The sequence below is a fragment of the Pseudoalteromonas sp. SCQQ13 genome (genome assembly GCF_015864415.1).
Lineage (GTDB): Bacteria > Pseudomonadota > Gammaproteobacteria > Enterobacterales > Alteromonadaceae > Pseudoalteromonas > Pseudoalteromonas nigrifaciens.
Map to the genome: position 1 here is coordinate 200,831 of NZ_JADYXG010000001.1, position 22,215 is coordinate 223,045.

Below are 22,215 nucleotides of genomic sequence, written 5' to 3' on the forward strand. Positions count from 1 at the left end.
CTCATTAATGTTAATCTTTTTTAGCGTTATTAGGATGCTCAACACCTATCCATGCTTTGAACAACGCCTTTTGTTCACTCGATGCTTGCTTATTAGCAATCACCTTTTTAGGTTTATCAAAATCTTCTGATAAAACTAAACTGGTGCTAGCAAGTGCATCGCGGCGAATATAATCAATTGTAATTTTATCCCCTGCTTTATACATTTCTAGGCTGCTGGTTAAATCCTTACCAACGTGATGCTTATTAATAGCAACAATTTTATCATCTGTTGTTAAGCCTGCCTGCCATGCACTGCCACCGCGTTTAACATGCGAAAGCGTAAGAAGTTGGCCGGTATTTTTTGCCACAGCATCTATACTAGCTAAGGCTTTCGCTTTTTCTGGACGCTCAAATGTTAAACCTACTTTATTGAGTAACTCGTCAAAATTTAGTGAAGCTGGCGAGTCGACATTAGTTTGCCACCAAGTGTTGTAATCACGCCCGGTTAGGTCTTTTAAAATATTGAGTACATCTAAAGAAGTAAAACCTGCAGGTAATTTATGTTGCTTATAAAGTGCCTTGTGTACATCGCGATAACTTATTTTACCTTGGCTTTTTTCTAGTAAATCAATATCTAAAGCAAGTGATAACAATGAGCCTTCTGAATAAATGTTAGTAGAGTAATTACGCGCGTGGTCCCCGCCTTGGTTTATCCACTTATCAAAGCTGGTTTCGCTGGCGCTTTGTACTTCGCGACCAGGTGTTTGTAGATGACGATTAATTGTTTTACTCATTAGGTTAAAAAACTCATCAGTGCTTTGAATGCCTGAACGCACTAATAAATGATCTTCAAAATAGCTGGTTGAGCCCTCTGCTATCCAAAGTAATTTAGAGTAATTCATATTGGTGTAATCGTAAGGTGTAAGGCCCGCTGGGCGGTATGCTTTAACGTTCCAAGTATGAATAAATTCATGTGCCGCAGTGCTTATAAAGGCTAAGTAATCTTCGCGCTTCGCAAATCGGTCTCGCGGGCGCTGAATAATAGTCGAATTTAAATGCTCAGTAGCACCACCCGCTCCCGATGTTGCATGCACCATAAATACATAACGCTCATACGGGTAGCCATCCCAAATTACATTGCCAGTAGCCACTAATTTTTTTAGATCCGTTAGCATGAGCTCTACATCATAATTACCGTCACCCCATATAACTAAATCGTATTCACGGCCATCAACTTTAAAGGTGTGTAATTGGTTAATACCTGTCTCGATTGGTGAATCTACAAGTACGTCATAATCTGCCGCCTTAAATGTATTTTTACCTTTGTTATTCTGCATTCCAGAAACAGAGCGCCACTGTTTAGGCACCTCTAAATTAACCGTAACGGGTTCTTGGCGAAATGAGTCACTAAACATAAAAAAGCCTGATGCATCAATAAATGCATGGCTGTCATCAATATGGCGCGCACGTTTTCCAAGCTCATTTGCGTATACTTGATATGCTAAGTTAACTTTAGTTGGCTTATTTAAATGTACACGCCAGGTGCTGTGATCAATTTTTTCCCACTTTAGGGGGTTACCCGTACTGTCTTTTGCATCAAAGTAACGCACCCCATTGGCTAAATTTAATATTTCGTAACGCCCAGTGCGCCATGCAGGTAATTTAATGTCTAAATGCGCTTGTGCCGTTTTGGGAAACTCTACCGTAACATTACCTAAGTGGTGCTGTGGCTGAGAAATGTTTAATGAATAATTTACATCAGCAAACGTAGGGGCAGAACATGCGGCTAAAATAGACAGCGCTAATAGCTTTTTCATAATGGCTCATAAAGATAACTTAGTGTGTAAAGAAGACTAACAAGGCGCTATTTAAAAGTGAATTAAAAGCGATAAATAGACTTTTAGATACGTTTATTGGCAATATCCCATTAAAAACACAAAGTTTTTAATGAGATAACTACACTTAATATAAATTTGTTGTAAACTTAACTGATACTAATTAACACAATGGCGGTATGTTTAGGTGCCTGATAAATCTAATCCTATGGACAAAAAACTCAAACAAGCTATTGAACAACGAATAGTAATTGAGAGCGCAAGGAAAACTCAAGTAGATACTCTGTCAAATTTTGCAGCTAAATTATCTTTAAGCTGTAAGGGTCTTGATATTGAATTAGATAATCGCCTAGCCAAATTTAGAAGCGCACTTAATAAAGGAGTTAGCTTTGAGCACTTATCGCCGTTAATTAATGATATTTTAGTACTTTTAAAAAACCAAGAAGCCATTCAACTCGCTCATCAACGCGATTTACGCACAAGTGTAAAAAATGCAGGTAAACAATTACAAAAAACCAATGGTTTACCTGACAACACACGCAGAACACTGCGTAACTTGTTAGATAATGAACTTGATGCCGTTCAGTCAACCCATGGTTTTATACCGCTATTAAATCAATTAATTACTATTTATAACCAAGCGTTGCACACTAAATTTAATGCATTACCCGCAGAACAACATACCGATACTCCAGCAATTGCTAAAAAGTTGTTAGAACTTGCCCACCAGCTGGTACTTGAAGATGAAGCAGCTGAGCAAATTCAATCGATAAGAACCACTATTTTACAAAGTAATACAGTAGATGACTTACTCGCTGCCGCGATTGAAATTATTAGTATTATTGTAAAAAACATTAATAACGAGCGCCAATCAGCGCAAAGCTTTTTAGTGTCTTTAAATAAAACCTTAGAAGAGTTACACCATTCGATTTTTTCGACCAGTAAACATTCCGAATCTATGGGAATTGAGTTTGACGTATTAAATAAACGTATTAAAACTAAAATTAATAATCTTAATGAACAAACTAAGAGTACCACTTCAATTTCATCGTTAAGAAAATTGGTTGATCATGAATTAAAATCCCTCGGTGAAGATTTTATTGCCAAAGAAGAACTTGAACGCAAAGATCGCAAAGTACTTATAACCAGCTTTGATAAAATAAATAATCGTATTGGTAGCTTAGAAAATAAACTCACTAAATATAAAAAACGCCTTAACGATCAACGTTTCAAAAGCCTGCTCGATAGCCTAACCAAACTGCCAAACCGGGCCGCCTTCGATGAGCGCTATAACCACGAAATGCACTTATTTAATGTGCAAGCATCCGATGTTACTCTGGTGGTAATTGACGTAGATTATTTTAAGTCAATAAACGACAGGTTTGGTCATACTGCTGGAGATATTACGCTACAAGTTATTGCTAAAGCCTTGCAAAAGTCGATAGAAAAAACTGACTTTATAGCGCGTTATGGCGGCGAAGAATTTGTACTATTAATGCCAGGTACTTCTTTACAGCATGCCATTCCCCAACTCGAAAAGCTTAAAAAGAATATAAAAAAGATCCCGTTTAAGTTTAAAGATAAGCAAATAGAAATTACAGTGTCACTTGGTGCAACTCAGTTTAAACAAGGTGACACATTATTAAAGGCATTTGATAGAGCAGACGATGCTTTATACGAAGCCAAAAACGCAGGTCGGGATCGTCTGTGTATACGTAAATAATGTTATATAGCTCAATTGTTTTGAGTTTTATAACTAGCTAGTTTTTTACATTTTATACCAATTGTATTAAATGAGTCGTTAATTATAGCAACCGCTCTAAAAAAGTACGGCGCCTTATATATTACTTATATAAGTTCAAGTGCCCAAAATGAGTTTAACCTGCTAGAGCAATCAACGCTTGTATTCAATTGGTATTAAGCAGCAAGGAGAATGCCGATGTTAATACAGTTAAACCCTACTGGGGTTTTAGATTTACTGTCGCAATTAGAAGTTGATTTATTAGAGCAATCTTCCGCTAGTGAACGCTATCGATTATTTAGAAACTGCGCGCTTGCCGTCCTCAATGTAGGCAGCCATACAGATGAAAGTAGCGACATCTACGATAAATACCAAGACTTTGATATTCGTTTAGTTAGCCGTGAGCGCGGCATAAAAATAGAACTAATTAACGCACCTGATACCGCATTTGTTGATGGTGAAATTATTACCGGTATTCACGAACATATATTTTCTGTGATCCGCGATATTTTATTTATATGTCAAAAATACGAAAAAGATCTTAAAGAACAAAAAGCCATTACCCACATGGTTTTTGATATGCTCAGAAATGCCGATGCACTAAAAGTAAACAGCGAACCAAGCATGATTGTATGTTGGGGTGGGCATTCTATTAGTGAAGTTGAGTATAAATATACCAAACAAGTAGGCTATGAGCTGGGCCTGCGCGGCTTAAACATTTGTACCGGCTGTGGCCCTGGCGCTATGAAAGGTCCAATGAAAGGCGCTACTATTGGCCACGCTAAGCAGCGCATTAAAAACAATCGTTATTTAGGATTAACCGAGCCCAGCATTATTGCAGCAGAGCCGCCTAACCCAATTGTAAATGAATTAGTCATTTTACCCGACATAGAAAAACGTTTAGAAGCCTTTATACGCACAGCTCACGCTATCATTATTTTTCCTGGTGGCGCTGGTACTGCTGAAGAGTTTCTTTATTTATTAGGGATATTATTACACCCAGAAAATGACAAGCAGTGCCTACCGGTTATTTTAACAGGACCCAAACAAAGTGAAGCCTACTTTAAAGAGCTGTGCCACTTTATTGAAATGACACTGGGTGTAGAAGCGCTCAGTAAATTTGAAGTTATTATAGATGACCCACAATTAGTAGCGCAAAAATTAAAGTCGACCATGGCTAATGTTCGCGACTATCGTAAAAGCCAAGGCGATGCATACTATTTTAACTGGACATTAAAAATAGAAAATGACTTTCAACAGCCGTTTATACCATCACATGAACAAATGGCGAACCTAGACTTGCACCTAGAACAACCAAAACAGTTATTAGCTGCAAATTTACGCCGCGCATTTTCGGGCATTGTTGCCGGTAATGTTAAAGAAGAAGGCGTAAAAGCAATTAAACAACATGGGCCTTATATTTTAAGTGGCGAGCCTAGTTTAATGAAAGCAATGGATAAGTTATTACAAGCTTATGTTGACGAGGGAAGAATGAAACTACCCGGCAGTAAATATGTCCCCTGCTACACAATCAAGGCGTGAGTTCTGTATTGAAACCCCATTTATTACTTATTGATGCGCTTAATTTAATTAGGCGCATTTACGCGGTTGACGCGAATCAAAAACATCACAGTGATGAGCAGATGCTTAAAGCAAGCTGCGCACGTGTAGCGCATGCCTGCTCAAAACTTTTAAGCAGCACTAAAGCAACCCATGCCATTGCCGTATTTGATGGCGATAAAAGTTGGCGCTATCATTTTTATAAAGATTACAAACACTCCCGTGCTCCTATGCCACAAATACTTAAAGATGCATTAGTGCAATTTAAAGCCGCCATTGAAGAAACTGGTATTGTAGTGTTTGAACCAATAAACGATGAAGCTGATGATATTATTGCAACTCTTGCAAATAAGGCATCACATAACAACATCAGCAGTGTGATTGTCTCAACTGATAAAGGCTTTTTACCTTTTTTAAATGAGCATATAGCTGTGTATGATTATTTTAAAAAACATTATTTAGATCAAGATAGTATTAAGCAACGCTTTGGCGTTGAGCAAAAAAAACTAGTAGAGTTTTGGGCATTTGCTGGCGATAAAACCAATGATATTCCGGGCGTAAAAGGCATAGGCACTAAATCGGCGCAGCTACTAGTTAATAACTATAGCTCTGTCGAGGATGCACTCAATGACGATGCTCTTAGTGCCAGCTTACGTAAAAAGCTAACTGAGAATATGGATATGTATGTTATTTCAAAGCAACTGGTTAGTTTACGCACCGATATAAACTTAGGCTTTAGTTTAAAGCAGTTAAGGCTTAATTAGTCGCAAGTTAATAGCACTGCCGTACGACAATACGTATACTATTAGCAGTGATGGTTAGTAGAGTAAGTAATGTTCAAAAAGTTTTTTAGATATTTAATTTTAGGTTTAGGGCTGTATGCGCTAATAGCCACGTTAGTGATCGTTTTTTATAAAGATGATCCACAAGCTATGATTTGGCAAGACAGAGAAGCCTATAATAAACGCTATATCGAAAAGCTAAAAATAGAAGACACTGCAACCCTCAATAGTGTACTCGAATATTTAGGTAGCCCAGATCTTACCTTTGCTAAGCGTGATGAGGACCAAGTATGGCAAATTGTTTTTTATCGTACCCAGCATAAAACATCTGACGGCATTACTACTATAGATGAATGTACCGGCTTATTATTTAAAAACGGGCAGCTCATTTTATGGGGTTCCAGTGCTTACGATCAATATCTAAAACCAGGTTAGGGAAACGGCATAATGGATGAGCCTGTATCAATAAAGCTAAAAAGGTTGCTTGAGCATACGCAGCTATTTTTAGCTTCATACAATAATAAAAAACAATGGCCTACCTTTTATCCGCTAGTGTGCAAACTTGCAGAGCAATACCGAACCCTTTATAAGCAAAACCCGAGTGCTCTACAAGCGCAACTTATGCTTTATAAAACTCAGTACGACTTTGCTACCAACCTTGTAATTAACCAATGTATTTTAACAACCGCACTGTGCGTAAGCCAAAATTACGATGACGAACTAAGTGAGCTGTATATTAGTGCGTCATTAATTGAGCACTTGTGCGTAGGCGCTCAACTTAATAAACTGTCCAAACAAATAGCGTTTACCAGTACCGAAAGCCAAATATGGCAATTACGCCACAAACTTGCAGCGCGCGTATTACTAACCGCAAAGCAACCTGCTCATAGTATTACTCAAGTATTAGCTAAACTGAGTAAATATAAACACGCTTTAGTAAGCACCCCTAAAATAATGTTATACGATGGCGGCACAATAATTGTGGCGTTAGCTAATATTTTGGCAGTTAACCTCACGTGTAATGCAGCAAATCAGCAAATAAATTTTTATAAAGCGATAGGCGACTTATATTTGCGAACCCCAAATTTATTTGCTCAGCGGCTCTTAAAATCATTAATTGCGCATATTGGTCCTTTGCTCCCCGGGAGCCGAGTTTTATATGCCGAACAAGCAATGATTTATTTAGCAACCGACGCCGAGCAGCGCCACATACTTATTAAAAGCTTAAAGAACAAAATAGTTTGGTACAGGGTAAAAGCAACGCTTAACGATAACGCAGTACAATGGCTATGCGCTGATAAACGTATACTTTATAAAGTGTGGGATACTGAATATGTAAATATAAAAGCCGCAACTCCCAGTACCCAAAACACATTATATGATCTAATTGGGCTTATTAAACTGCAACAAGAGTATAGCTTTAACAATATAAATACTTTATTAGCCCCACACCCTAATGTTATTAAAAGCTTATGCCAAGCAGTTAAACCGTATAACAAAGAGCATCAAGCCGCTAAAAATTTAACGCATAGTTTGTCTATGGTTGGCTACAATAATGCCCCAGCTATTATACAGCGCGTGGTGTTTGAGCAACTAGTTTTTGCTATTCCGCATCCTTTACATGCTTTTTTAGTTAATCGACTCAAATGTATGGTCGATATAATGAGGCTATTGGTCTATAACAATAAGCAATATCAGTTTGAGCATATTTGTTTGCCTTTATATGCTTACGCGCATTACTTATTAATACATTGTAGTACGCAACTTTCAAGAAAGACGCCTATAGCGCACGCCCCCAATAAATCATCCGATACACCTATGTGCGCATTTTTTGGCATAGAAAGCATGGATAGTAAGCATTTAAATCAGCAGTTATCAGCGCTTTTAAGTGATAACCCATGGACCTTTGCATTATTAGATGCCGAACAAGTAGCTAAAAACGAACTCACTGAGCAAAGTAAGTTATGGGTAGCATTTAAAGTCGTGGCGCAAAGCGTGTTTAAGCCAAAAACAGCATTAACACCTTGGCAACAGCAAACACTTAAGCAGCAATTAATAGCCCAGGGCTGGGACAATCAAGCCGATTTTTATGACAAACTTCAAACATTAGCTTTGTTTGATAGTATCTAAGCTACTTATTTTAACTATAAACAGCGGTTATACCCAGTATTAATAGTATAAACTGGCAAAATGACTTAATAATTGGTATAAATGCGCCCTTGAATTCTCAAGCTCGTTCACATAAATTTTCTAACAAGCAGTTGCTCCCTCGGAGCCACAATTTATGTGCAAATCAAACTCTTTAAAGGATAAGTTAATGGCCAAACAAACCATAACAGTGATCAAAGGCGACGGCATCGGCCCTAGCATTATCGACTCAGCACTTGAAATACTAAAAGCCGCAGGATGCGATTTTGATTATGAATTTGTTGATGCTGGCCTAGCTGCACTTGAAAAAACAGGTGAGTTACTTCCGCAAGACACAATCGATACTATCGCTAAAAACAAAATCACCTTAAAAGGTCCTTTAACAACGCCGGTTGGTGAAGGCTTTACTTCTATAAACGTAACACTACGTAAGCAATTTGGTTTGTACGCAAACGTACGTCCTGTTAAATCGTTTGTAGGCACAAAAGCACGTTATGATGATATTGATATCATCACTATTCGTGAAAACACCCAAGGTATGTACTCTGGCGCTGGTCAAATTGTAAGTGAAGATGGTAACGAAGCAGAAGCAAAATCTGTTATTACTCGCGAAGGCGCAGAAAAAATCGTAACGTTTGCTTACGAGCTAGCAGTACGTGAAGGCCGTAAAAAAGTAACAGCGGTACATAAAGCAAATATTTTAAAATCTACATCAGGCCTATTTTTAAAAGTAGCGCGTGAAGTTGCAGAACGTTTCCCAGAAATTGAATCAACCGAAATGATTGTTGATGCAACCTGTATGAAACTAGTAATGACGCCAGAAGAGTTTGACGTAATAGTAACCACAAACTTATTTGGTGATATTTTATCAGACCTATGTGCTGGTTTAGTTGGCGGCTTAGGCATGGCACCAGGTGCTAACATTGGCGAAGATACTGCAATTTTTGAAGCAGTACACGGCAGTGCGCCTGATATTGCAGGTAAAAACCTAGCTAACCCTACTTCTGTAATTTTAGCGTCTATTCAAATGCTTGAGCATTTAAACATGGGCGACACCGCAGAGCGCATTAGAAGTGCAGTTGCTGATGTGATTAAGTCAGGCGATCGTACTACTCGCGATTTAGGCGGCAGCCACGGTACAACAGACTTTACTCAAGCTGTTATCGACCGTTTGTAATATAAAGTATAAAGTACATACATAAGTACTTGTAAGCGTACTGATATAAAAAGCCAGCAATTGCTGGCTTTTTAATATTCCAACTTATAAAACTGCATAAAACCTCCTTTTATCCACTTTCAAACTTCAAAAAACAACTAATTCCAGCACAAAAATAGCATGATGAGAAAAAACAATGCAAAAAAGCCATTTCGCGGTTGACATACTCCCTCAAAACCCTTAAAAATAACCACATACACAATTTTAGTTTAAAGCAGTATTAACGCTTTGTAATAGAGTAATTAATTATGAATACTACAATTCGCCTATTAGTCGTACTCGTACTGGTCTTAGTTATAAGCCCAGCGGGGATGTATTGAAAGGTGATACTGCTTTTTAAAAACCCCCGCCCCATGCGGGGGTTTTTTTATGCATAAAAATAACGGCAGAGGAATGAGGATGAGCAAACAACAATATAATGGTTCTGAACTAGTTGTTCAGGCATTAAAAGAATTAAAGGTTAAATACATATTTGGCTACCCTGGGGGGTCAGTATTAGATTTATACGATGCGCTTTTCCAGCAAGACGACATTGAACATATTTTAGTTCGTCATGAGCAAGCCGCCACACATATGGCCGATGGTTATGCGCGTGCTACTGGCGATGTAGGCGTAGTACTGGCAACATCAGGCCCAGGTGCTACAAACTGTATTACCGGCATTGCTACAGCCTATATGGACTCCATTCCAATGGTCGTGCTATCAGGACAAGTACCTACCAACTTGATTGGTGATGATGCTTTTCAAGAAACTGATATCGTTGGTTGCTCGCGCCCTATAGTAAAGCACAGCTTTAACTGCAGAAGCGCAAAAGATATCCCAACTATTTTAGCTAAAGCTTTTTATATTGCCAGCACAGGCCGCCCAGGCCCAGTGGTAGTAGAGCTGCCAAAAGACATGCTAAACCCTGAGATAAAGTTTGATTATGAATTTCCTAAATCTACCGATTTAAGAACTTACAACCCAAACACTAAAGGCCACTCAAAACAAATACGCAAAGCCGTTACCGCCATACTAGAAGCAAAAAAACTGGTAGTGTACTCTGGCGGCGGAATTGTAATTTCAAACACTTCTGAGCAATTAACTCACTTGGTAGAGTCACTAAATGCGCCAATTACCAATACCCTTATGGGGCTAGGTGGCATTTCAGGTGTGCATCCAAACTTTGTAGGCATGCTAGGTATGCATGGCACCCTTGAAGCCAATAAAGCCATGGCTAATGCCGATGTAATATTAGCATTAGGGGCGCGTTTTGATGATCGGGTCACCAATAATGTGCAAAAATTTTGTCCCAACGCCACTATAGTGCATGTAGATGTTGATCCAACGTCTATTTCTAAAACAATTAAAGCTCACATTCCGGTAGTTGGCTGTCTTGCAACCGTACTAGAGCAGCTACAAGCTGGTATTGACAAGAGCCCTATTCAAATTGATCGCAGCGCCCAAGAAGATTGGTGGCGTCAAATTATCAGCTGGCGCGAACAAAAGTGCTTAAGCTATAACACCGATGGTGATGCAATTAAACCGCAAGCCGTTATTGAAGCAGTTTATAAAGCAACCAATGGCGACGCTTATGTAAGCTCTGATGTTGGCCAACATCAAATGTTTGCAGCCCAGTATTACCCGTTTAAACATCCGCGTCAGTGGATCAACTCAGGCGGCCTTGGCACTATGGGCTTTGGCTTACCGGCTGCCATGGGTGTAAAACTTGCTTTTCCGGATAAAGAATCGGTATGTATTACTGGCGACGGCTCTATTCAAATGAATATTCAAGAGCTAGCTACGTGTTTACAATATAACTTAGCGGTAAAAGTCGTGTCATTAAATAACCGCTCTTTAGGCATGGTACGCCAATGGCAAGATATGGTGTATGGCGGGCGTCATTCATCATCTTACATGGAGTCTTTGCCTGATTTTGTTAAATTAGTAGAAAGCTACGGCCATGTAGGTATTAAAGTAAACACCCTAGATGAGTTACAACCGGCTATCGACAAAGCCATGTCGATTAACGATCGTTTAGTATTTTTAGACATTCTTGTAGACGAAAAAGAACATGTATACCCAATGCAAATTAAGTTTGGTGGCATTGATGAGATGTGGCTACGTAAAGGAGTAAAAGCATAATGCGTCGTATTTTATCTATATTATTAGAAAACGAACCAGGAGCACTGTCGCGTATTGTAGGATTATTTTCGCAGCGTGCTTATAACATCGACAGCCTAACAGTTGGCACAACGGATGATCAGTCTTTATCGCGCATTACTATTACCACTATGGGTGATGACCGTGTAGTAGAGCAAATTACCAAACAGGTAAACAAGCTTGTTGATGTACTAAAAATTATTGATTTAACCGAAATGAGTCATATTGAGCGTGAACTATTATTGGTTAAAGTATTTGCCCAAGACGAAACAACACGCGCAGCGGTTACCCGCGTAGCAGATGTATTCCAAGGGACTATTTTAGATATGGGCCGGCTAAGTTATAGCCTACAGTTAGTGAGTAGCACAGATAAAATTGAATCATTTTTAGATACGCTACGCCACGAAACCGACATTATTGAGGTAGTGCGCTCTGGGGCAGTTGGCATTGGCCGTGGCGATAAAGCCCTAAAAGCCAAATAAATAACTAAAAAGTTAATCCACCTTAATAAAGGTGGATTAACTTTATTACAATTATTAAATGTAATTATAATGTTATCAAGGTTGGCAAATATTTTAGGCATAAAAAAAAGGGCTAAAAGGCCCTCTTTTCATTTAATTAGATAAACCTACAATTAAAGGTTTACTTGATCTTTAAGACCTTTACCTGCTTTAAAGCTTGGGATAGTTGCCGCTGCGATTTGGATCTCAGCACCCGTTTGTGGGTTACGGCCAGTACGTGCTGCACGTTCTTTAACTGAAAAAGTACCAAAACCAACTAACGCTACTGAATCACCTTCTTTTAAAGAAGAAGTTACAGCGCCAGTAAACGCGTCAAGAGCGCGTGTAGCAGCGGCTTTAGAGATTTCTGCATCAGTAGCAATTTTTTCAACTAATTGAGCTTTATTCATTATTTGATTCCTATTCGTTATTATTTTGCCTTCGCAAAACCTATCTTTATGCATTTTTGAAGAGTTAGCAACAGCAAATTGCATTTTTTGCTTAAAATCTTATAAAATGCGTAAAATTAAAATAATTATCGGTAAAATACAGCGTGTTGAGTTAACAAAGACTTAATTTAAGTGCAATTTTAACGCAAGTTAAGCCACAAAGTCATAAGCTATATTTTTTCGATAACCAAGGTAACTTCCCCAACTTCGATACCAAACTTAACAATAGACGTACGGTTTATCAAGCGAGTTTGTGTTACCAAGTACATCCAATCATCAAAGTTTACCGTTAAAGTGCTGCCATCGTACGGCAGTTCAACATCGTAATTCCAATGAAATACACTGCCATCACTTTTCCCTTTAGCTGTGCCTAAAACATCATCTGCAGTGCCGGTTAAACTCTTGTCATCATTGAGTGTTACTTTCCAAATACGTTTTTGAGTTTCACCATCATCATAAATAAAATCTTCTTCTATAACGCCTTGGTTGCCCTCCCAGCTTGCATGCATGTCAACCACGAGCTTGCGGGTTAATTCACCTTTATAGTCTTGTACAACGCCATAGGCTTTTAAATTTCCGCTAAAAAACGTTTTAAAGTCAAATTCTGGAGAGGTGTTATTGTAATGTTCGACATTGGGGGCAGAGCAACTTACCAATAACAGCGCACATATAGCGGCAAAGGTTACTTTTGCATAATTTAAAATCGTCATATTAATTTCCTAATAATTGCTTTCGAAGTGCGGGCTCAGAGGTATTTTCGCTCAGCCAAATCGCCAAAAAGTCAGCGGCAAAGCCAGGCTCATTAATTTCACCAATGTGTTTATCATTATGATAAAAAACACTAAGCCCTTGCTTGTCTGTTACGAGCGTTAACGACTCGCCTTTTTTTATATTTGGCCACATCGCTAATAATTTATCGCTATATTGCGTTGTTAGCTGTTTTTTACCTAAATGTTGCCACTGCTCGTTGGTCGCTTTTACTATGTCTTTAGCAGCAAAGTCACGCAAATAAGTCAGCTTAAATTTAATCGGATTATCGCCTAGCTTATACTCTCCTGTTGTAGTAAATAATGTAGCGTCGTATACATCCCAAAATAAATACTCCATCCGCGCATCCCCTACCTTCGTTAAGCTAATTTGTGCCACAGCAACACAACTCGTTGTGAGTAAACAAATACACAGTACTTTAAATATAGCGTTCATGGTAAATCCCTTCAGGTAAGTGAATAATCATACGGGAGCGGCAAGGGCGAGGATCAGCGAGTAATAAGTAATTTAAGTTTTAAATTAGCTAAAATAATTAAAGTAAATACAGCAGCCCAAAGAGCACCGTATACCAGCCAAAACTCCAATAGTGGCAGGCCTAAATTTAGCACTTCAAAGCGCGCGCCGGCCCAGTAACTTGCAGGGGAAAACACAAGGCAAATAATAAATACTTGCCAAAGTTTTAGTGAGATTAAAAAGCGCATTGAGGTGTTTATGCTAAGCAGTAATGCAAACCACAATAAGGCAAGCCAAACAGGAAATGGGGATACTTTAAACTCTAATAAGCCACTTTTAACGGCAATAAACTCGCTCAATAAAGCCAAGGGCAAAGCCACTAAAACCAGTAATGCGTCGTGCTTCTTTTGTTTTGATAAATAAAACATCAACGCAATAATAGCGCTACTAAACACAACAGAGCTTGATTCAAGCAGTAAGGATAAAAACCACACTGCTTGAAATAACACAAAATTAATAACCGAGTGCAATTTCATCATCAGTACTGATAAAACGTGGTTTACGCGCCATTAAATGCACGGTACTAGTTGCACGTGCTCTAAATGCACCTTCGCAGTAAGCAAAGTAAAATAACCACAAACGATAAAAGCGCTCATCAAATTTAGAGCTGTCTAAGTCTGGCCAGCTTTGTATAAAGCGCGTACGCCAATCGGCAAGTGTACGTGCATAATGGGCACCAATATCGTTTACGGTATGAATAACCATATCGGTATTATTTTTAATTTGTTCACTCATTTCATTTAACGATGGCAAACAACCACCAGGAAAAATATATTGCTGAATAAAATCTGAGTTTTTTAAATAATGTTTATAACGCTGATCGCCAATAGTAATCGCCTGAATAAGCATAGCGCCATCATCTTTTAATAACGCACTACATTGAGTAAAAAAGCTTGGTAGGTAATCGTGCCCTACCGCTTCAATCATCTCAATTGAAACCAGTTTATCGTATTGCCCTTTAAGTGAACGGTAGTCTAATTTAAGCAAAGTTATTTTATGTTCAAGCCCAAGTTGCTTCACTTTTTGTTCAACATAGTCGTGCTGCTCATCAGATATAGTCGTGGTAGTAACATAGCAGTCGTAATGAGTAGCTGCATAAATTGCGAATGCCCCCCATCCGGTGCCTATCTCTATTACCGAGTCGCCTTTTTGTAGTTCAACTTGTTCACAAATTCGTTGTAACTTATATTGTTGAGCTTGCTCTAAGGTTGCTTCTTTTTCGGGATAGACTGCACACGAATAGAGCATTTCTTTGCTTAAAAACGATTCGTATAAATCATTCCCTAAATCATAATGAGCAATAATATTTTTTTTCGAACCCGATTCTGAGTTTTTGTTTTTTAAGTGATTTAAGCGATTGACAATATTACTGAAAAAAGAAAATTTTTTTTCAAAAGCATCTAATTGATTTTGATTAATCGCAAATATTTCGATCAGCTGAGTTAAGTTATCGCAAGACCATTGTCCTAAAATATAAGACTCGCCTGCGCCCACACTACCCGACAAACAAAATGCTTTGTACATTGCTTTATTATTAACAGTAATCGTTACTTTTGCAGCTGACGATAAATCGCCAAAAGTACTGCGTTCGTTATTATCAACTAACGTTATTTGCCCTGTTTGAATCGATGAAAAGGCTTTAAATACTATTTTTTTATATAAATTAGTAAGCCAGCTTCGATTATTTTGACAACGTAAATGCGTCGCTTTTTCCATAAAATCACCTATATTATTACTCTTAAACAACATAACAACTTGCTTTATGGCTTACCTGAGTGGCCTAAAAAAGGCACTCTTTTAATAAACAACTTTAATGCTTGATAATAAATACCCTTAAAAATTGACCAAGTCATCGCCGGAAAACGTTTAAGCAACCTACTTACTTGTTGCTCAGTTAATTCGTGGCGTTTTAACCTTAGTGTAGCGTCGAATAATACCTGCTCGTCGCGTATATTTTTAATCTGTATTAATGCTTTATCCTGCGTTTGTCGAATATGCCAGTGGTAGTTCATGTCCAAGTCCATAAAAGGTGATACGGAAAAGGTTTTCTTAAAGTTCACTTTTTTTTCTAACGGAACTAAATAATAGTGGCGTTCATTCCAAGGTGTGTTGCTAACCTCTGCGATCATGTAACTAAATTTTGTATCGTTATCGCCAAAAAAATAAAAATTTACTGGGCTAAAGTAAATACCTAAACAGCGTAATTGCCCCAGCATATAAACATGGCTAAAGGTTTGTTTAACACCTAGCTTTGCAAGGTGTTTGCGCGCGCGCTCTACTAACGAAAAGGTATTTAATTGCGGGTCTTTATTTAGATAGTCTGCTTGGTTAAATTTAAGAGCTTTAAAACCTGAACTGCCCAATTGGCTATGCACACCGTTTAATTGCTGTGGGTTATTTAAATCAACCCACATCATGTACAAAGGGTAACTAAAGCTATGGCTTTTAACCGCAAAACGGCGATGTTTTACATCGCCTAAATATACAGCGCTAGTCAAATTCAACCCCAAGCTGTTTGGCAACGTCTACGCCACTATGTACCCCATCTTCGTGAAAACCGTTATACCAATACGCACCACAAAAATAGCTATTATTTTTCCCGTCAATGCTATGCTTTTGTTGCTGCGCGGCTATCGATTCTTGGTTAAATACTGGGTGATGGTAAGTAAATTCACGTAATATCTTACTCTTTTCTATTCCTTGTAGATGGTTCAATGTTACACAAAACTGCGTATCTGACTGTAACCCTTGAAGTATATTCATTTGATACGTAACAACAGCCGCTTTATCGGTATTATTATTGAGTAAATAATTCCAACTAGCCCAGGCTGCTTTTCTGTCGGGTAATAAATTAGTATCGGTATGAAGCACCACTGAATTTTCGGTATAAGGAATAGCGCCCAACACTGACTTTTCTTGCTCGCTGGCATCGCCCAATAACGCTAACGCCTGATTTGAATGACAAGCAAATATCACTTTATCAAACTCGCTTTGCTCACCATTAGCAAACACTATGGTTACTTTATCGGCAGCTCTAGTTACTGATTTAATATCTGTATTGAGTTTAATTTTGTCGGCAAAGCCTCTAATTAGCGGGTTAATATATTGACGAGAACCACCGGGTATTACATACCATTGCGGCCTGTTTACTACATCTAATAAGCCATGATTAAAAAAGAATTTAACAAAAAATTCAACGCCTACATTTTGCATTTCTTTAATGCTGGTAGACCAAATAGCAGCGCCCATAGGTAAAATATAATGATATTTAAAAAAGTCGTTAAAATTATGCTCACTTAGTAGCTCACCTAATGAGTGATCGGCTTTATAGCTGCCTTGCTCGTGTATTGTTTTACATAATTTATTAAACCTAACTATGTCGTACAGTAAACGCCAAAACTTTGGTCTAAAAATATTACGACGCTGTGCAAATAAACTCGTAAAGGTATGGCCGTTGTATTCAAAACCTGTTGCATCGTTATGCACACTAAAACTCATTTCTGTTTCTTGCTTATCAACGCCAATACGCGCTAATAACTTTTCAAAATAAGGGTAGGTTCTGTTATTAAATACAATAAAACCAGTATCAATAGCGTGTTCAATACCATCAACTTGCACATCAACCGTAGCCGTGTGGCCACCAATGTAATTGTTTTTTTCAAATAGCGTTACATCATAGTGCTTATGCAATAAATGCCCACAGGTTAAACCTGAAACGCCAGTGCCAATTATAGCTATTTTTTTCAACGCGCTAGTCCTTTTGCAATTTTGAGCCACAGCGGCAATGGTAATATGCGCAGTGCTTTTAATATTAGTGTAAAACGATACGGAAAATGCACTTCTTTACGACGCTTGTGTATGCCTTTTATCATGTAGTCTGCCGCTTTTTGCGCTGTAACGGCCATAGGCATAGGAAAGTCATTTTTATTAGTTAGAGGGGTTTTAACAAAACCAGGATGCACTAAGGTTACATCAACGTCATTTAAATCAATTGCTAAGCTTTTAGCCAAGTAGCTTACACCCGCTTTAGAAGCGCCATACGCCTCTGAGCGCGGTAGTGCTAAATAGGTTACACTTGAGCTGACTAACACCAGCTGGCCACCACTATTTATTTTAGGTAATAAAGCTTCTAAGCAATACCCCATAGCCAGTAAATTAACGCTAATGACTCGCTCAAATAAGGCGCTGTCAAAATTTCGTGCATCGTCAACGTATTCGCAGTTACCAGCATTGAGTATGACCCGATCAAAATGAGCAAAGCCAATGGTAGCAGATTTTATTTGTTGTAAATTTGTGGCATCAAATTGGCAGGTTTGAATGTTGTTATGCTTAGCAAGCTCAGCTAACTTTTCGCTGTTACGACCGCAAGCAATAACAGTATCGCCTTGCTCGGCATATTTTATTGCTAATTGTTCGCCAATACCTGAGGTAGCACCGGTAATAAGTGTGATCATAATTAACCCGCCCTTTTATCTATAAGCTTAATAATACGGCCTAATAAAGGAATATGCTTATACAGTAGCTCGCCTACGTTAAAATAGTCGCGGTGCTCAATTATTTTGTCACCGTTAAATGTAAGCTTACTGTGCCCCTGCACAGTAATGGTGTTTCCTGAGGCTAATTTAGGATGCACATAATGCATACTCCAATACACAAAGGCGTTATTGGCAACACTAAATGAGTCGGTTATATCAAACTGGCAATGCGTAACATTGCTATACAAATTAGCAAAGTATTTGCGCAGCTCAACAATGCCATTAATGTTGTGCATTGGGTCGGTAAATTGTATATCGTCGCAGTAAATTTCACTTAATAAATCAAGGTTACTATTATTAAGTTTTTGATATATATCTACAAACTTATCTACTGGTAACTGGTTATCCATATCATACCTTAAATGCTGCTAGGGCACGCTCTCGCGCCGTTTTATGATCAACAATTGCTGGCCAATAACACGAATCACTTTGCCCCAATGAGGCTAAATAACTATGTGGAAAGTGAATGTGTTTATCTGGCACGTTTTCAAGCTCTGGTATGTATTTACGAATAAATTCGCCGTTTGGATCAAAGCGTTCACTTTGTCTTATAGGATTAAAAACTCTAAAGTAAGGCTGTGCATCACACCCCGTACTTGCCGCCCACTGCCAACCACCATTATTAGAGGCCAAATCGCCATCTATAAGGTGTTGCATAAAAAAGCGCTCGCCTTTGCGCCAATCTATAAGTAGGTGTTTAGTTAAAAAGCTAGCAACCACCATGCGTAAACGGTTATGCATCCACCCGGTTTGCAATAGTTGCCTCATCGCAGCGTCAACAAGCGGGTAACCTGTGCGGCCTTCGCACCATGCTTTAAATTCGTCATCGCTGCTACGCCAAACTACCGCGTTATACTTTTCGTTAAAATTATCGCCACGCGAAAGCTTTGGAAATTGCGCGATTAAATGCCGATAAAATTCACGCCAAATAAGCTCATTAACCCAAGTAAAGGTTTTGCTTTTTGAAGTGCTTAAAATATCCGGGTAGCGCTGTTGTATATTTATTAATAATTGCTTAGTACTAATAATACCTAGCGCTAAATAAGGGCTAAGGCCTGAGGTGCCTTTAATACTGGGAATATCACGGTGATCGTCGTAACTTGTTAGTTTATCGCAAATAAAGTTATCGACCACAGTGGCCAATGTTTTATCATCAACGGGCCATTTTTCAGAGCTGCTATCGCCTTTGAGTAAATTTGTTTCGTTTTTGCTTAACTGCGCACCGCCGCTAACGTGCTCTACAGGCCACTGCGGCAAAGAAAAATGCACCTCAATGTACTGCTTTAACCAAGCGCGTTTAAATGGCGTAAATACTTTGTACATTTCGTTGCTTTGGTTTTTAACGCTGCCTACCGGGGCAATTAAATCGCCTTCGTACAAGGTAAACGTAATAGAAAGCTCATCGCACTTTGCTAAAATGGCTTTATCGCGGTTTACTTCGTTTAGTTCATACTCGGTATTGGCAATTACATGCTTAACATTATTAGCCTTACAAAAATCAATGAGTTGAGTTTCGCAATCAGCAAAGTATGGCGCATCAATAATGTGTAAGGTAATGCCGTGCTCAGCAAGTTGCTGGTGCAGGTAAGTAATGCGACGTTTAAGTAAGTCAATTTGTATTGGCGCTGCTTGATGCTGCTGCCATTGTTTTTCGCAGATAAAAAAAATAGCGTGGTTAGCGCCATTATTAAGCGCTTGAATTAGCGCCTCATTAGAAAAAAGGCGCAAATCGCGCCTAAACCAAAATAATGTGTTCATTAAATACCGTAGCGTAGTTTTAATTCATTAGGATAAGGATTAAAAAATACTTGTTTTTCAAGATACTCGTTTGGGTGCACCTTTAAATGATGCTTTAGCAAAGTAAGTGGCACGTAAAGAGGCACTAAACCATCGCTGTATTCATCAATTGCTTCTCGCATTTCTTGTTTTTCGACTGACGATAAATCTTTTTTAAAGTAGCCCTGTAAATGCATTAAGGTATTACAATTATTTTTGCGTGAGGCTGGCTTTTTAAGTCCATTCATCAAACCTAAAATGTACTTATCAGCAAGCTCGGTTACGTCATCACCTAAAAACGTGCCTAACAAATGACCTAGATCGCGGTAAGCTTGGTAATTATGCGCCATTAACAAGTATTTATATTGCGCATGAAACTGGGTTAAGCGATGAACGTTCAATGGCTGTTGTATTAATTTTTGCCAATTTTTAAACGTATACACTCGCATTACAAAGTTTTCACGCAAGTGCATGTCGTTTAAACGGCCATTTTCTTCGCACGGTAATAATGGATTGTGCTTCATTATTTGCTCTGCAAAAAAACCAACACCTTCTGATGTGTTACCAGTGCCCGCTTCGTTGTATATTTTAATGCGCTCCATGCCACAGCTTGGGCTTTTAGCACAAAACACAAAGCCGCTTAACTCTTTCGCTTGTTCGGTAGCTACTTTAATACCGTAAGCAGTAAGTTGTGGTCCAACGTCGCCAGAACCATCAGGGCGACACACTTTTATTGTATCGCCTACTCGTACTTGGCGAATAGTTGGCCTTGGAATAGGTAAACCCACCGCCACCTCTGGGCAAAAGCGCGTATATTCAACATGCTTTGCAAACTCATCCATACAAAAGTTTGAGCGTTTATGGCCTGTGTCAAAACGCACTTTTTCGCCTGCTAGGCATGCACTAATGCCTATTTTAATTGTATCAGCTTGCATAATATCCCTAATAAACTGTTTATATTAGTAAATTAAATTACCAATTGGGTTAAGTAACTTACTCAGCCCTTTATTAAAATGTAGCGCACTACTGACTACTGTAAAGCATAAACAGCCTTCTTTTGTTACCGGTGTGTGCAGATGGCTGCCATCTTGCCAAATAAAATCACCCGGTACGTAGCTACCCTCTTCGTCGCTAAACTCGCCGTTTAGTAACAAAGTAATCTCAAATCCGGTATGAGTATGCTCTGGTATTTCTCCACCCGCAGCAATGTGCAATAAGCTGGTACGTAATGGGCCATCATCTAGGGCAACGCGCGAGCGGGCTAGTTTGCCAACTTGAGTAAATTTGCTGTGCGAAATACGTGTTAAAGCACGCGGCAGTTGATAGTTTTGCTGGTTTATTTCAACAGCAATTGGTTCAACTTCGTATACTTCATCAATACTGGTATCGCTGGTTATTAAATCAAATAAGCTTGAGCTTTCTTGCTCAAAATAACCACTAGTATCATCCTTAGCCTCTGAAGGTAATGCATCGTTAAACACTTCAGCTGCATTATCAGCTTCAAGCTTTGTTACTTTTTCTTGGCATACTGGGCACATATCTACGTGTATAGACACAGCTAAACTTAACGATGCGCTAAGTGATGCACTGCAATATTGTGTCAGTAAAGTATCACTCGGGTGATGTTTAATCATGCTGATCTCCCATTTCATTACGTAATTTTTGCAAGGCTAAACGTAACCGTGATTTTACCGTGCCTACTGGAATATTAAGTTGTTGTGCAAGTTGTTCTTGCGACATATCTTGAAAATAAACACCTCTTACTACTTCCCGCTGAGCTACTGGTAGCTTTTCAAGGTAGCGTTTAATTTGTTTATCTTCTAAATGATCTGTGTATTCGTGATGCGTATTTTGCGATTCGTTCAATAACGGCCAAATATCTTCGCTGATGTTTTCTTCTTTATTGCTTTTCATTTTGCGCAGCATATCAAACGAAGCATTTCGCATTACCGTGTAAACCCAAGTAGTCGCAGCCCCTTTGTCACTATTGTACAAATGTGCTTTACGCCAAACCGATGTTAGTGTTTCTTGCACTAACTCCATTGCTTGAGCTTCAATACCAAATTGCTTGATACCAAAACGTTTAATTTTTGGCGAAAAATATTCAAATAAATAAGCAAATGCTTTTTTATCGCGGCTTTGTGCAACATCAATTAATGCTTGCATCAATTCCTTACTTGGCGTTTCTGGCATGGCAGTGTACTTACCTGTATTAGGTTCACAACGTAATGATTGTTGTTGACTTACCATAGTAATTTATCCCGTTATT

22 protein-coding genes are annotated in these 22,215 nt (G+C 38.7%); 8 read left to right on the forward strand and 14 right to left on the reverse strand.

Features of this window, described 5'->3' with window-relative positions; translation table 11 throughout:
* Positions 1–10: 10 nt before the first annotated feature.
* On the reverse strand, positions 11–1,798 hold the full coding sequence (locus tag I6F41_RS00820; RefSeq protein WP_197107526.1) for a M61 family metallopeptidase: 1,788 nt from the start codon (positions 1,796–1,798) through the stop codon (positions 11–13).
* Positions 1,799–2,024: 226 nt separating this feature from the next.
* On the opposite strand from I6F41_RS00820, the gene I6F41_RS00825 reads away from it, so the two are divergent.
* From I6F41_RS00825 to ilvN, 8 genes are all read left to right on the forward strand, one after another.
* Positions 2,025–3,539, forward strand: coding sequence for a GGDEF domain-containing protein (locus I6F41_RS00825; RefSeq protein WP_197107627.1), 1,515 nt, complete (start codon positions 2,025–2,027; stop codon positions 3,537–3,539).
* 216 nt (positions 3,540–3,755) lie between these two features.
* Positions 3,756–5,099 carry a nucleotide 5'-monophosphate nucleosidase PpnN gene (gene ppnN / locus I6F41_RS00830; RefSeq protein ID WP_197107528.1) on the forward strand — a complete coding sequence of 448 codons (1,344 nt, stop codon included), beginning with the start codon at positions 3,756–3,758 and terminating at the stop codon, positions 5,097–5,099.
* 8 nt (positions 5,100–5,107) lie between these two features.
* Positions 5,108–5,881, forward strand: coding sequence for a flap endonuclease Xni (gene xni, locus I6F41_RS00835; protein ID WP_011330092.1), 774 nt, complete (start codon positions 5,108–5,110; stop codon positions 5,879–5,881).
* A gap of 69 nt (positions 5,882–5,950) precedes the next feature.
* The gene (locus I6F41_RS00840) at positions 5,951–6,334 is read left to right on the forward strand and encodes a DUF3192 domain-containing protein (protein ID WP_197107530.1); all 384 of its coding nucleotides are present in this window, start codon (positions 5,951–5,953) and stop codon (positions 6,332–6,334) included.
* Between the two features lie 12 nt (positions 6,335–6,346).
* Positions 6,347–8,029 carry a hypothetical protein gene (locus I6F41_RS00845; RefSeq protein ID WP_197107531.1) on the forward strand — a complete coding sequence of 561 codons (1,683 nt, stop codon included), beginning with the start codon at positions 6,347–6,349 and terminating at the stop codon, positions 8,027–8,029.
* A gap of 187 nt (positions 8,030–8,216) precedes the next feature.
* A complete protein-coding gene (locus I6F41_RS00850; protein ID WP_011330089.1) occupies positions 8,217–9,224 on the forward strand; it encodes an isocitrate dehydrogenase in 1,008 nt (335 codons plus the stop codon).
* A gap of 438 nt (positions 9,225–9,662) precedes the next feature.
* Positions 9,663–11,387 carry an acetolactate synthase 3 large subunit gene (locus tag I6F41_RS00855; protein WP_011330088.1) on the forward strand — a complete coding sequence of 575 codons (1,725 nt, stop codon included), beginning with the start codon at positions 9,663–9,665 and terminating at the stop codon, positions 11,385–11,387.
* Entirely contained in the window at positions 11,387–11,887 is a 501-nt protein-coding gene (ilvN, locus tag I6F41_RS00860; RefSeq protein ID WP_011330087.1) for an acetolactate synthase small subunit, read from the forward strand. Before I6F41_RS00855 ends, ilvN begins: the two co-directional genes overlap by 1 nt.
* A 152-nt stretch (positions 11,888–12,039) precedes the next feature.
* On the opposite strand, the gene I6F41_RS00865 is transcribed toward ilvN, so the two are convergent.
* The 13 genes from I6F41_RS00865 to I6F41_RS00925 all read right to left on the reverse strand — a co-directional run bounded on the left by I6F41_RS00865 (position 12,040) and on the right by I6F41_RS00925 (position 22,196).
* Positions 12,040–12,315, reverse strand: a complete 276-nt coding sequence (locus I6F41_RS00865) for an HU family DNA-binding protein (protein WP_008166804.1) — start codon at positions 12,313–12,315, stop codon at positions 12,040–12,042.
* A gap of 209 nt (positions 12,316–12,524) precedes the next feature.
* Complete coding sequence (locus I6F41_RS00870; RefSeq protein ID WP_011330086.1) at positions 12,525–13,064, reverse strand: DUF3833 domain-containing protein; 540 nt, start codon at positions 13,062–13,064, stop codon at positions 12,525–12,527.
* A 1-nt stretch (position 13,065) separates the two neighbouring features.
* On the reverse strand, positions 13,066–13,557 hold the full coding sequence (locus tag I6F41_RS00875; protein WP_041454935.1) for a chalcone isomerase family protein: 492 nt from the start codon (positions 13,555–13,557) through the stop codon (positions 13,066–13,068).
* A gap of 53 nt (positions 13,558–13,610) precedes the next feature.
* The gene (locus I6F41_RS00880) at positions 13,611–14,111 is read right to left on the reverse strand and encodes a DUF2878 domain-containing protein (protein ID WP_011330084.1); all 501 of its coding nucleotides are present in this window, start codon (positions 14,109–14,111) and stop codon (positions 13,611–13,613) included.
* Positions 14,089–15,351 (reverse strand): SAM-dependent methyltransferase, encoded by a 1,263-nt coding sequence (locus I6F41_RS00885; RefSeq protein ID WP_011330083.1) that lies wholly within the window; start codon positions 15,349–15,351, stop codon positions 14,089–14,091. Before I6F41_RS00885 ends, I6F41_RS00880 begins: the two co-directional genes overlap by 23 nt.
* Positions 15,352–15,395: 44 nt before the next feature.
* Complete coding sequence (locus tag I6F41_RS00890) at positions 15,396–16,133, reverse strand: DUF1365 domain-containing protein (RefSeq protein WP_011330082.1); 738 nt, start codon at positions 16,131–16,133, stop codon at positions 15,396–15,398.
* Positions 16,126–17,382 (reverse strand): NAD(P)/FAD-dependent oxidoreductase, encoded by a 1,257-nt coding sequence (locus tag I6F41_RS00895; protein WP_011330081.1) that lies wholly within the window; start codon positions 17,380–17,382, stop codon positions 16,126–16,128. The genes I6F41_RS00890 and I6F41_RS00895 overlap by 8 nt, the downstream gene beginning before the upstream one ends.
* Complete coding sequence (locus tag I6F41_RS00900) at positions 17,379–18,089, reverse strand: SDR family NAD(P)-dependent oxidoreductase (RefSeq protein WP_011330080.1); 711 nt, start codon at positions 18,087–18,089, stop codon at positions 17,379–17,381. The genes I6F41_RS00895 and I6F41_RS00900 overlap by 4 nt, the downstream gene beginning before the upstream one ends.
* 2 nt (positions 18,090–18,091) lie before the next feature.
* The gene (locus tag I6F41_RS00905) at positions 18,092–18,520 is read right to left on the reverse strand and encodes a nuclear transport factor 2 family protein (protein ID WP_011330079.1); all 429 of its coding nucleotides are present in this window, start codon (positions 18,518–18,520) and stop codon (positions 18,092–18,094) included.
* 1 nt (position 18,521) lies between these two features.
* Positions 18,522–19,928, reverse strand: coding sequence for a deoxyribodipyrimidine photo-lyase (phrB, locus tag I6F41_RS00910; protein ID WP_197107532.1), 1,407 nt, complete (start codon positions 19,926–19,928; stop codon positions 18,522–18,524).
* A complete protein-coding gene (locus I6F41_RS00915) occupies positions 19,928–20,881 on the reverse strand; it encodes a YbgA family protein (protein ID WP_011330077.1) in 954 nt (317 codons plus the stop codon). The genes phrB and I6F41_RS00915 overlap by 1 nt, the downstream gene beginning before the upstream one ends.
* A 24-nt stretch (positions 20,882–20,905) precedes the next feature.
* The gene (locus tag I6F41_RS00920; protein ID WP_011330076.1) at positions 20,906–21,580 is read right to left on the reverse strand and encodes a ChrR family anti-sigma-E factor; all 675 of its coding nucleotides are present in this window, start codon (positions 21,578–21,580) and stop codon (positions 20,906–20,908) included.
* Positions 21,573–22,196: a sigma-70 family RNA polymerase sigma factor gene (locus tag I6F41_RS00925; protein ID WP_011330075.1), complete on the reverse strand. Its 624-nt coding sequence runs from the start codon at positions 22,194–22,196 to the stop codon at positions 21,573–21,575. The genes I6F41_RS00920 and I6F41_RS00925 overlap by 8 nt, the downstream gene beginning before the upstream one ends.
* Positions 22,197–22,215 lie beyond the last annotated feature (19 nt).

Excerpts from the sequence above, each read along its gene's own strand:
- I6F41_RS00870 (WP_011330086.1), bottom strand. The coding sequence starts at position 13,064 with ATGACGATTTTAAATTATGCAAAAGTAACCTTTGCCGCTATATGTGCG.
- I6F41_RS00820 (WP_197107526.1), bottom strand. The coding sequence starts at position 1,798 with ATGAAAAAGCTATTAGCGCTGTCTATTTTAGCCGCATGTTCTGCCCCT.
- ppnN (WP_197107528.1), top strand. The coding sequence starts at position 3,756 with ATGTTAATACAGTTAAACCCTACTGGGGTTTTAGATTTACTGTCGCAA.
- I6F41_RS00900 (WP_011330080.1), bottom strand. The coding sequence starts at position 18,089 with ATGATCACACTTATTACCGGTGCTACCTCAGGTATTGGCGAACAATTA.
- I6F41_RS00850 (WP_011330089.1), top strand. The coding sequence starts at position 8,217 with ATGGCCAAACAAACCATAACAGTGATCAAAGGCGACGGCATCGGCCCT.
- I6F41_RS00845 (WP_197107531.1), top strand. The coding sequence starts at position 6,347 with ATGGATGAGCCTGTATCAATAAAGCTAAAAAGGTTGCTTGAGCATACG.
- I6F41_RS00880 (WP_011330084.1), bottom strand. The coding sequence starts at position 14,111 with ATGAAATTGCACTCGGTTATTAATTTTGTGTTATTTCAAGCAGTGTGG.
- I6F41_RS00875 (WP_041454935.1), bottom strand. The coding sequence starts at position 13,557 with ATGAACGCTATATTTAAAGTACTGTGTATTTGTTTACTCACAACGAGT.
- I6F41_RS00855 (WP_011330088.1), top strand. The coding sequence starts at position 9,663 with ATGAGCAAACAACAATATAATGGTTCTGAACTAGTTGTTCAGGCATTA.
- I6F41_RS00925 (WP_011330075.1), bottom strand. The coding sequence starts at position 22,196 with ATGGTAAGTCAACAACAATCATTACGTTGTGAACCTAATACAGGTAAG.
- ilvN (WP_011330087.1), top strand. The coding sequence starts at position 11,387 with ATGCGTCGTATTTTATCTATATTATTAGAAAACGAACCAGGAGCACTG.
- phrB (WP_197107532.1), bottom strand. The coding sequence starts at position 19,928 with ATGAACACATTATTTTGGTTTAGGCGCGATTTGCGCCTTTTTTCTAAT.
- I6F41_RS00920 (WP_011330076.1), bottom strand. The coding sequence starts at position 21,580 with ATGATTAAACATCACCCGAGTGATACTTTACTGACACAATATTGCAGT.
- I6F41_RS00825 (WP_197107627.1), top strand. The coding sequence starts at position 2,025 with ATGGACAAAAAACTCAAACAAGCTATTGAACAACGAATAGTAATTGAG.
- I6F41_RS00840 (WP_197107530.1), top strand. The coding sequence starts at position 5,951 with ATGTTCAAAAAGTTTTTTAGATATTTAATTTTAGGTTTAGGGCTGTAT.
- I6F41_RS00915 (WP_011330077.1), bottom strand. The coding sequence starts at position 20,881 with ATGCAAGCTGATACAATTAAAATAGGCATTAGTGCATGCCTAGCAGGC.
- I6F41_RS00905 (WP_011330079.1), bottom strand. The coding sequence starts at position 18,520 with ATGGATAACCAGTTACCAGTAGATAAGTTTGTAGATATATATCAAAAA.
- I6F41_RS00885 (WP_011330083.1), bottom strand. The coding sequence starts at position 15,351 with ATGGAAAAAGCGACGCATTTACGTTGTCAAAATAATCGAAGCTGGCTT.
- I6F41_RS00865 (WP_008166804.1), bottom strand. The coding sequence starts at position 12,315 with ATGAATAAAGCTCAATTAGTTGAAAAAATTGCTACTGATGCAGAAATC.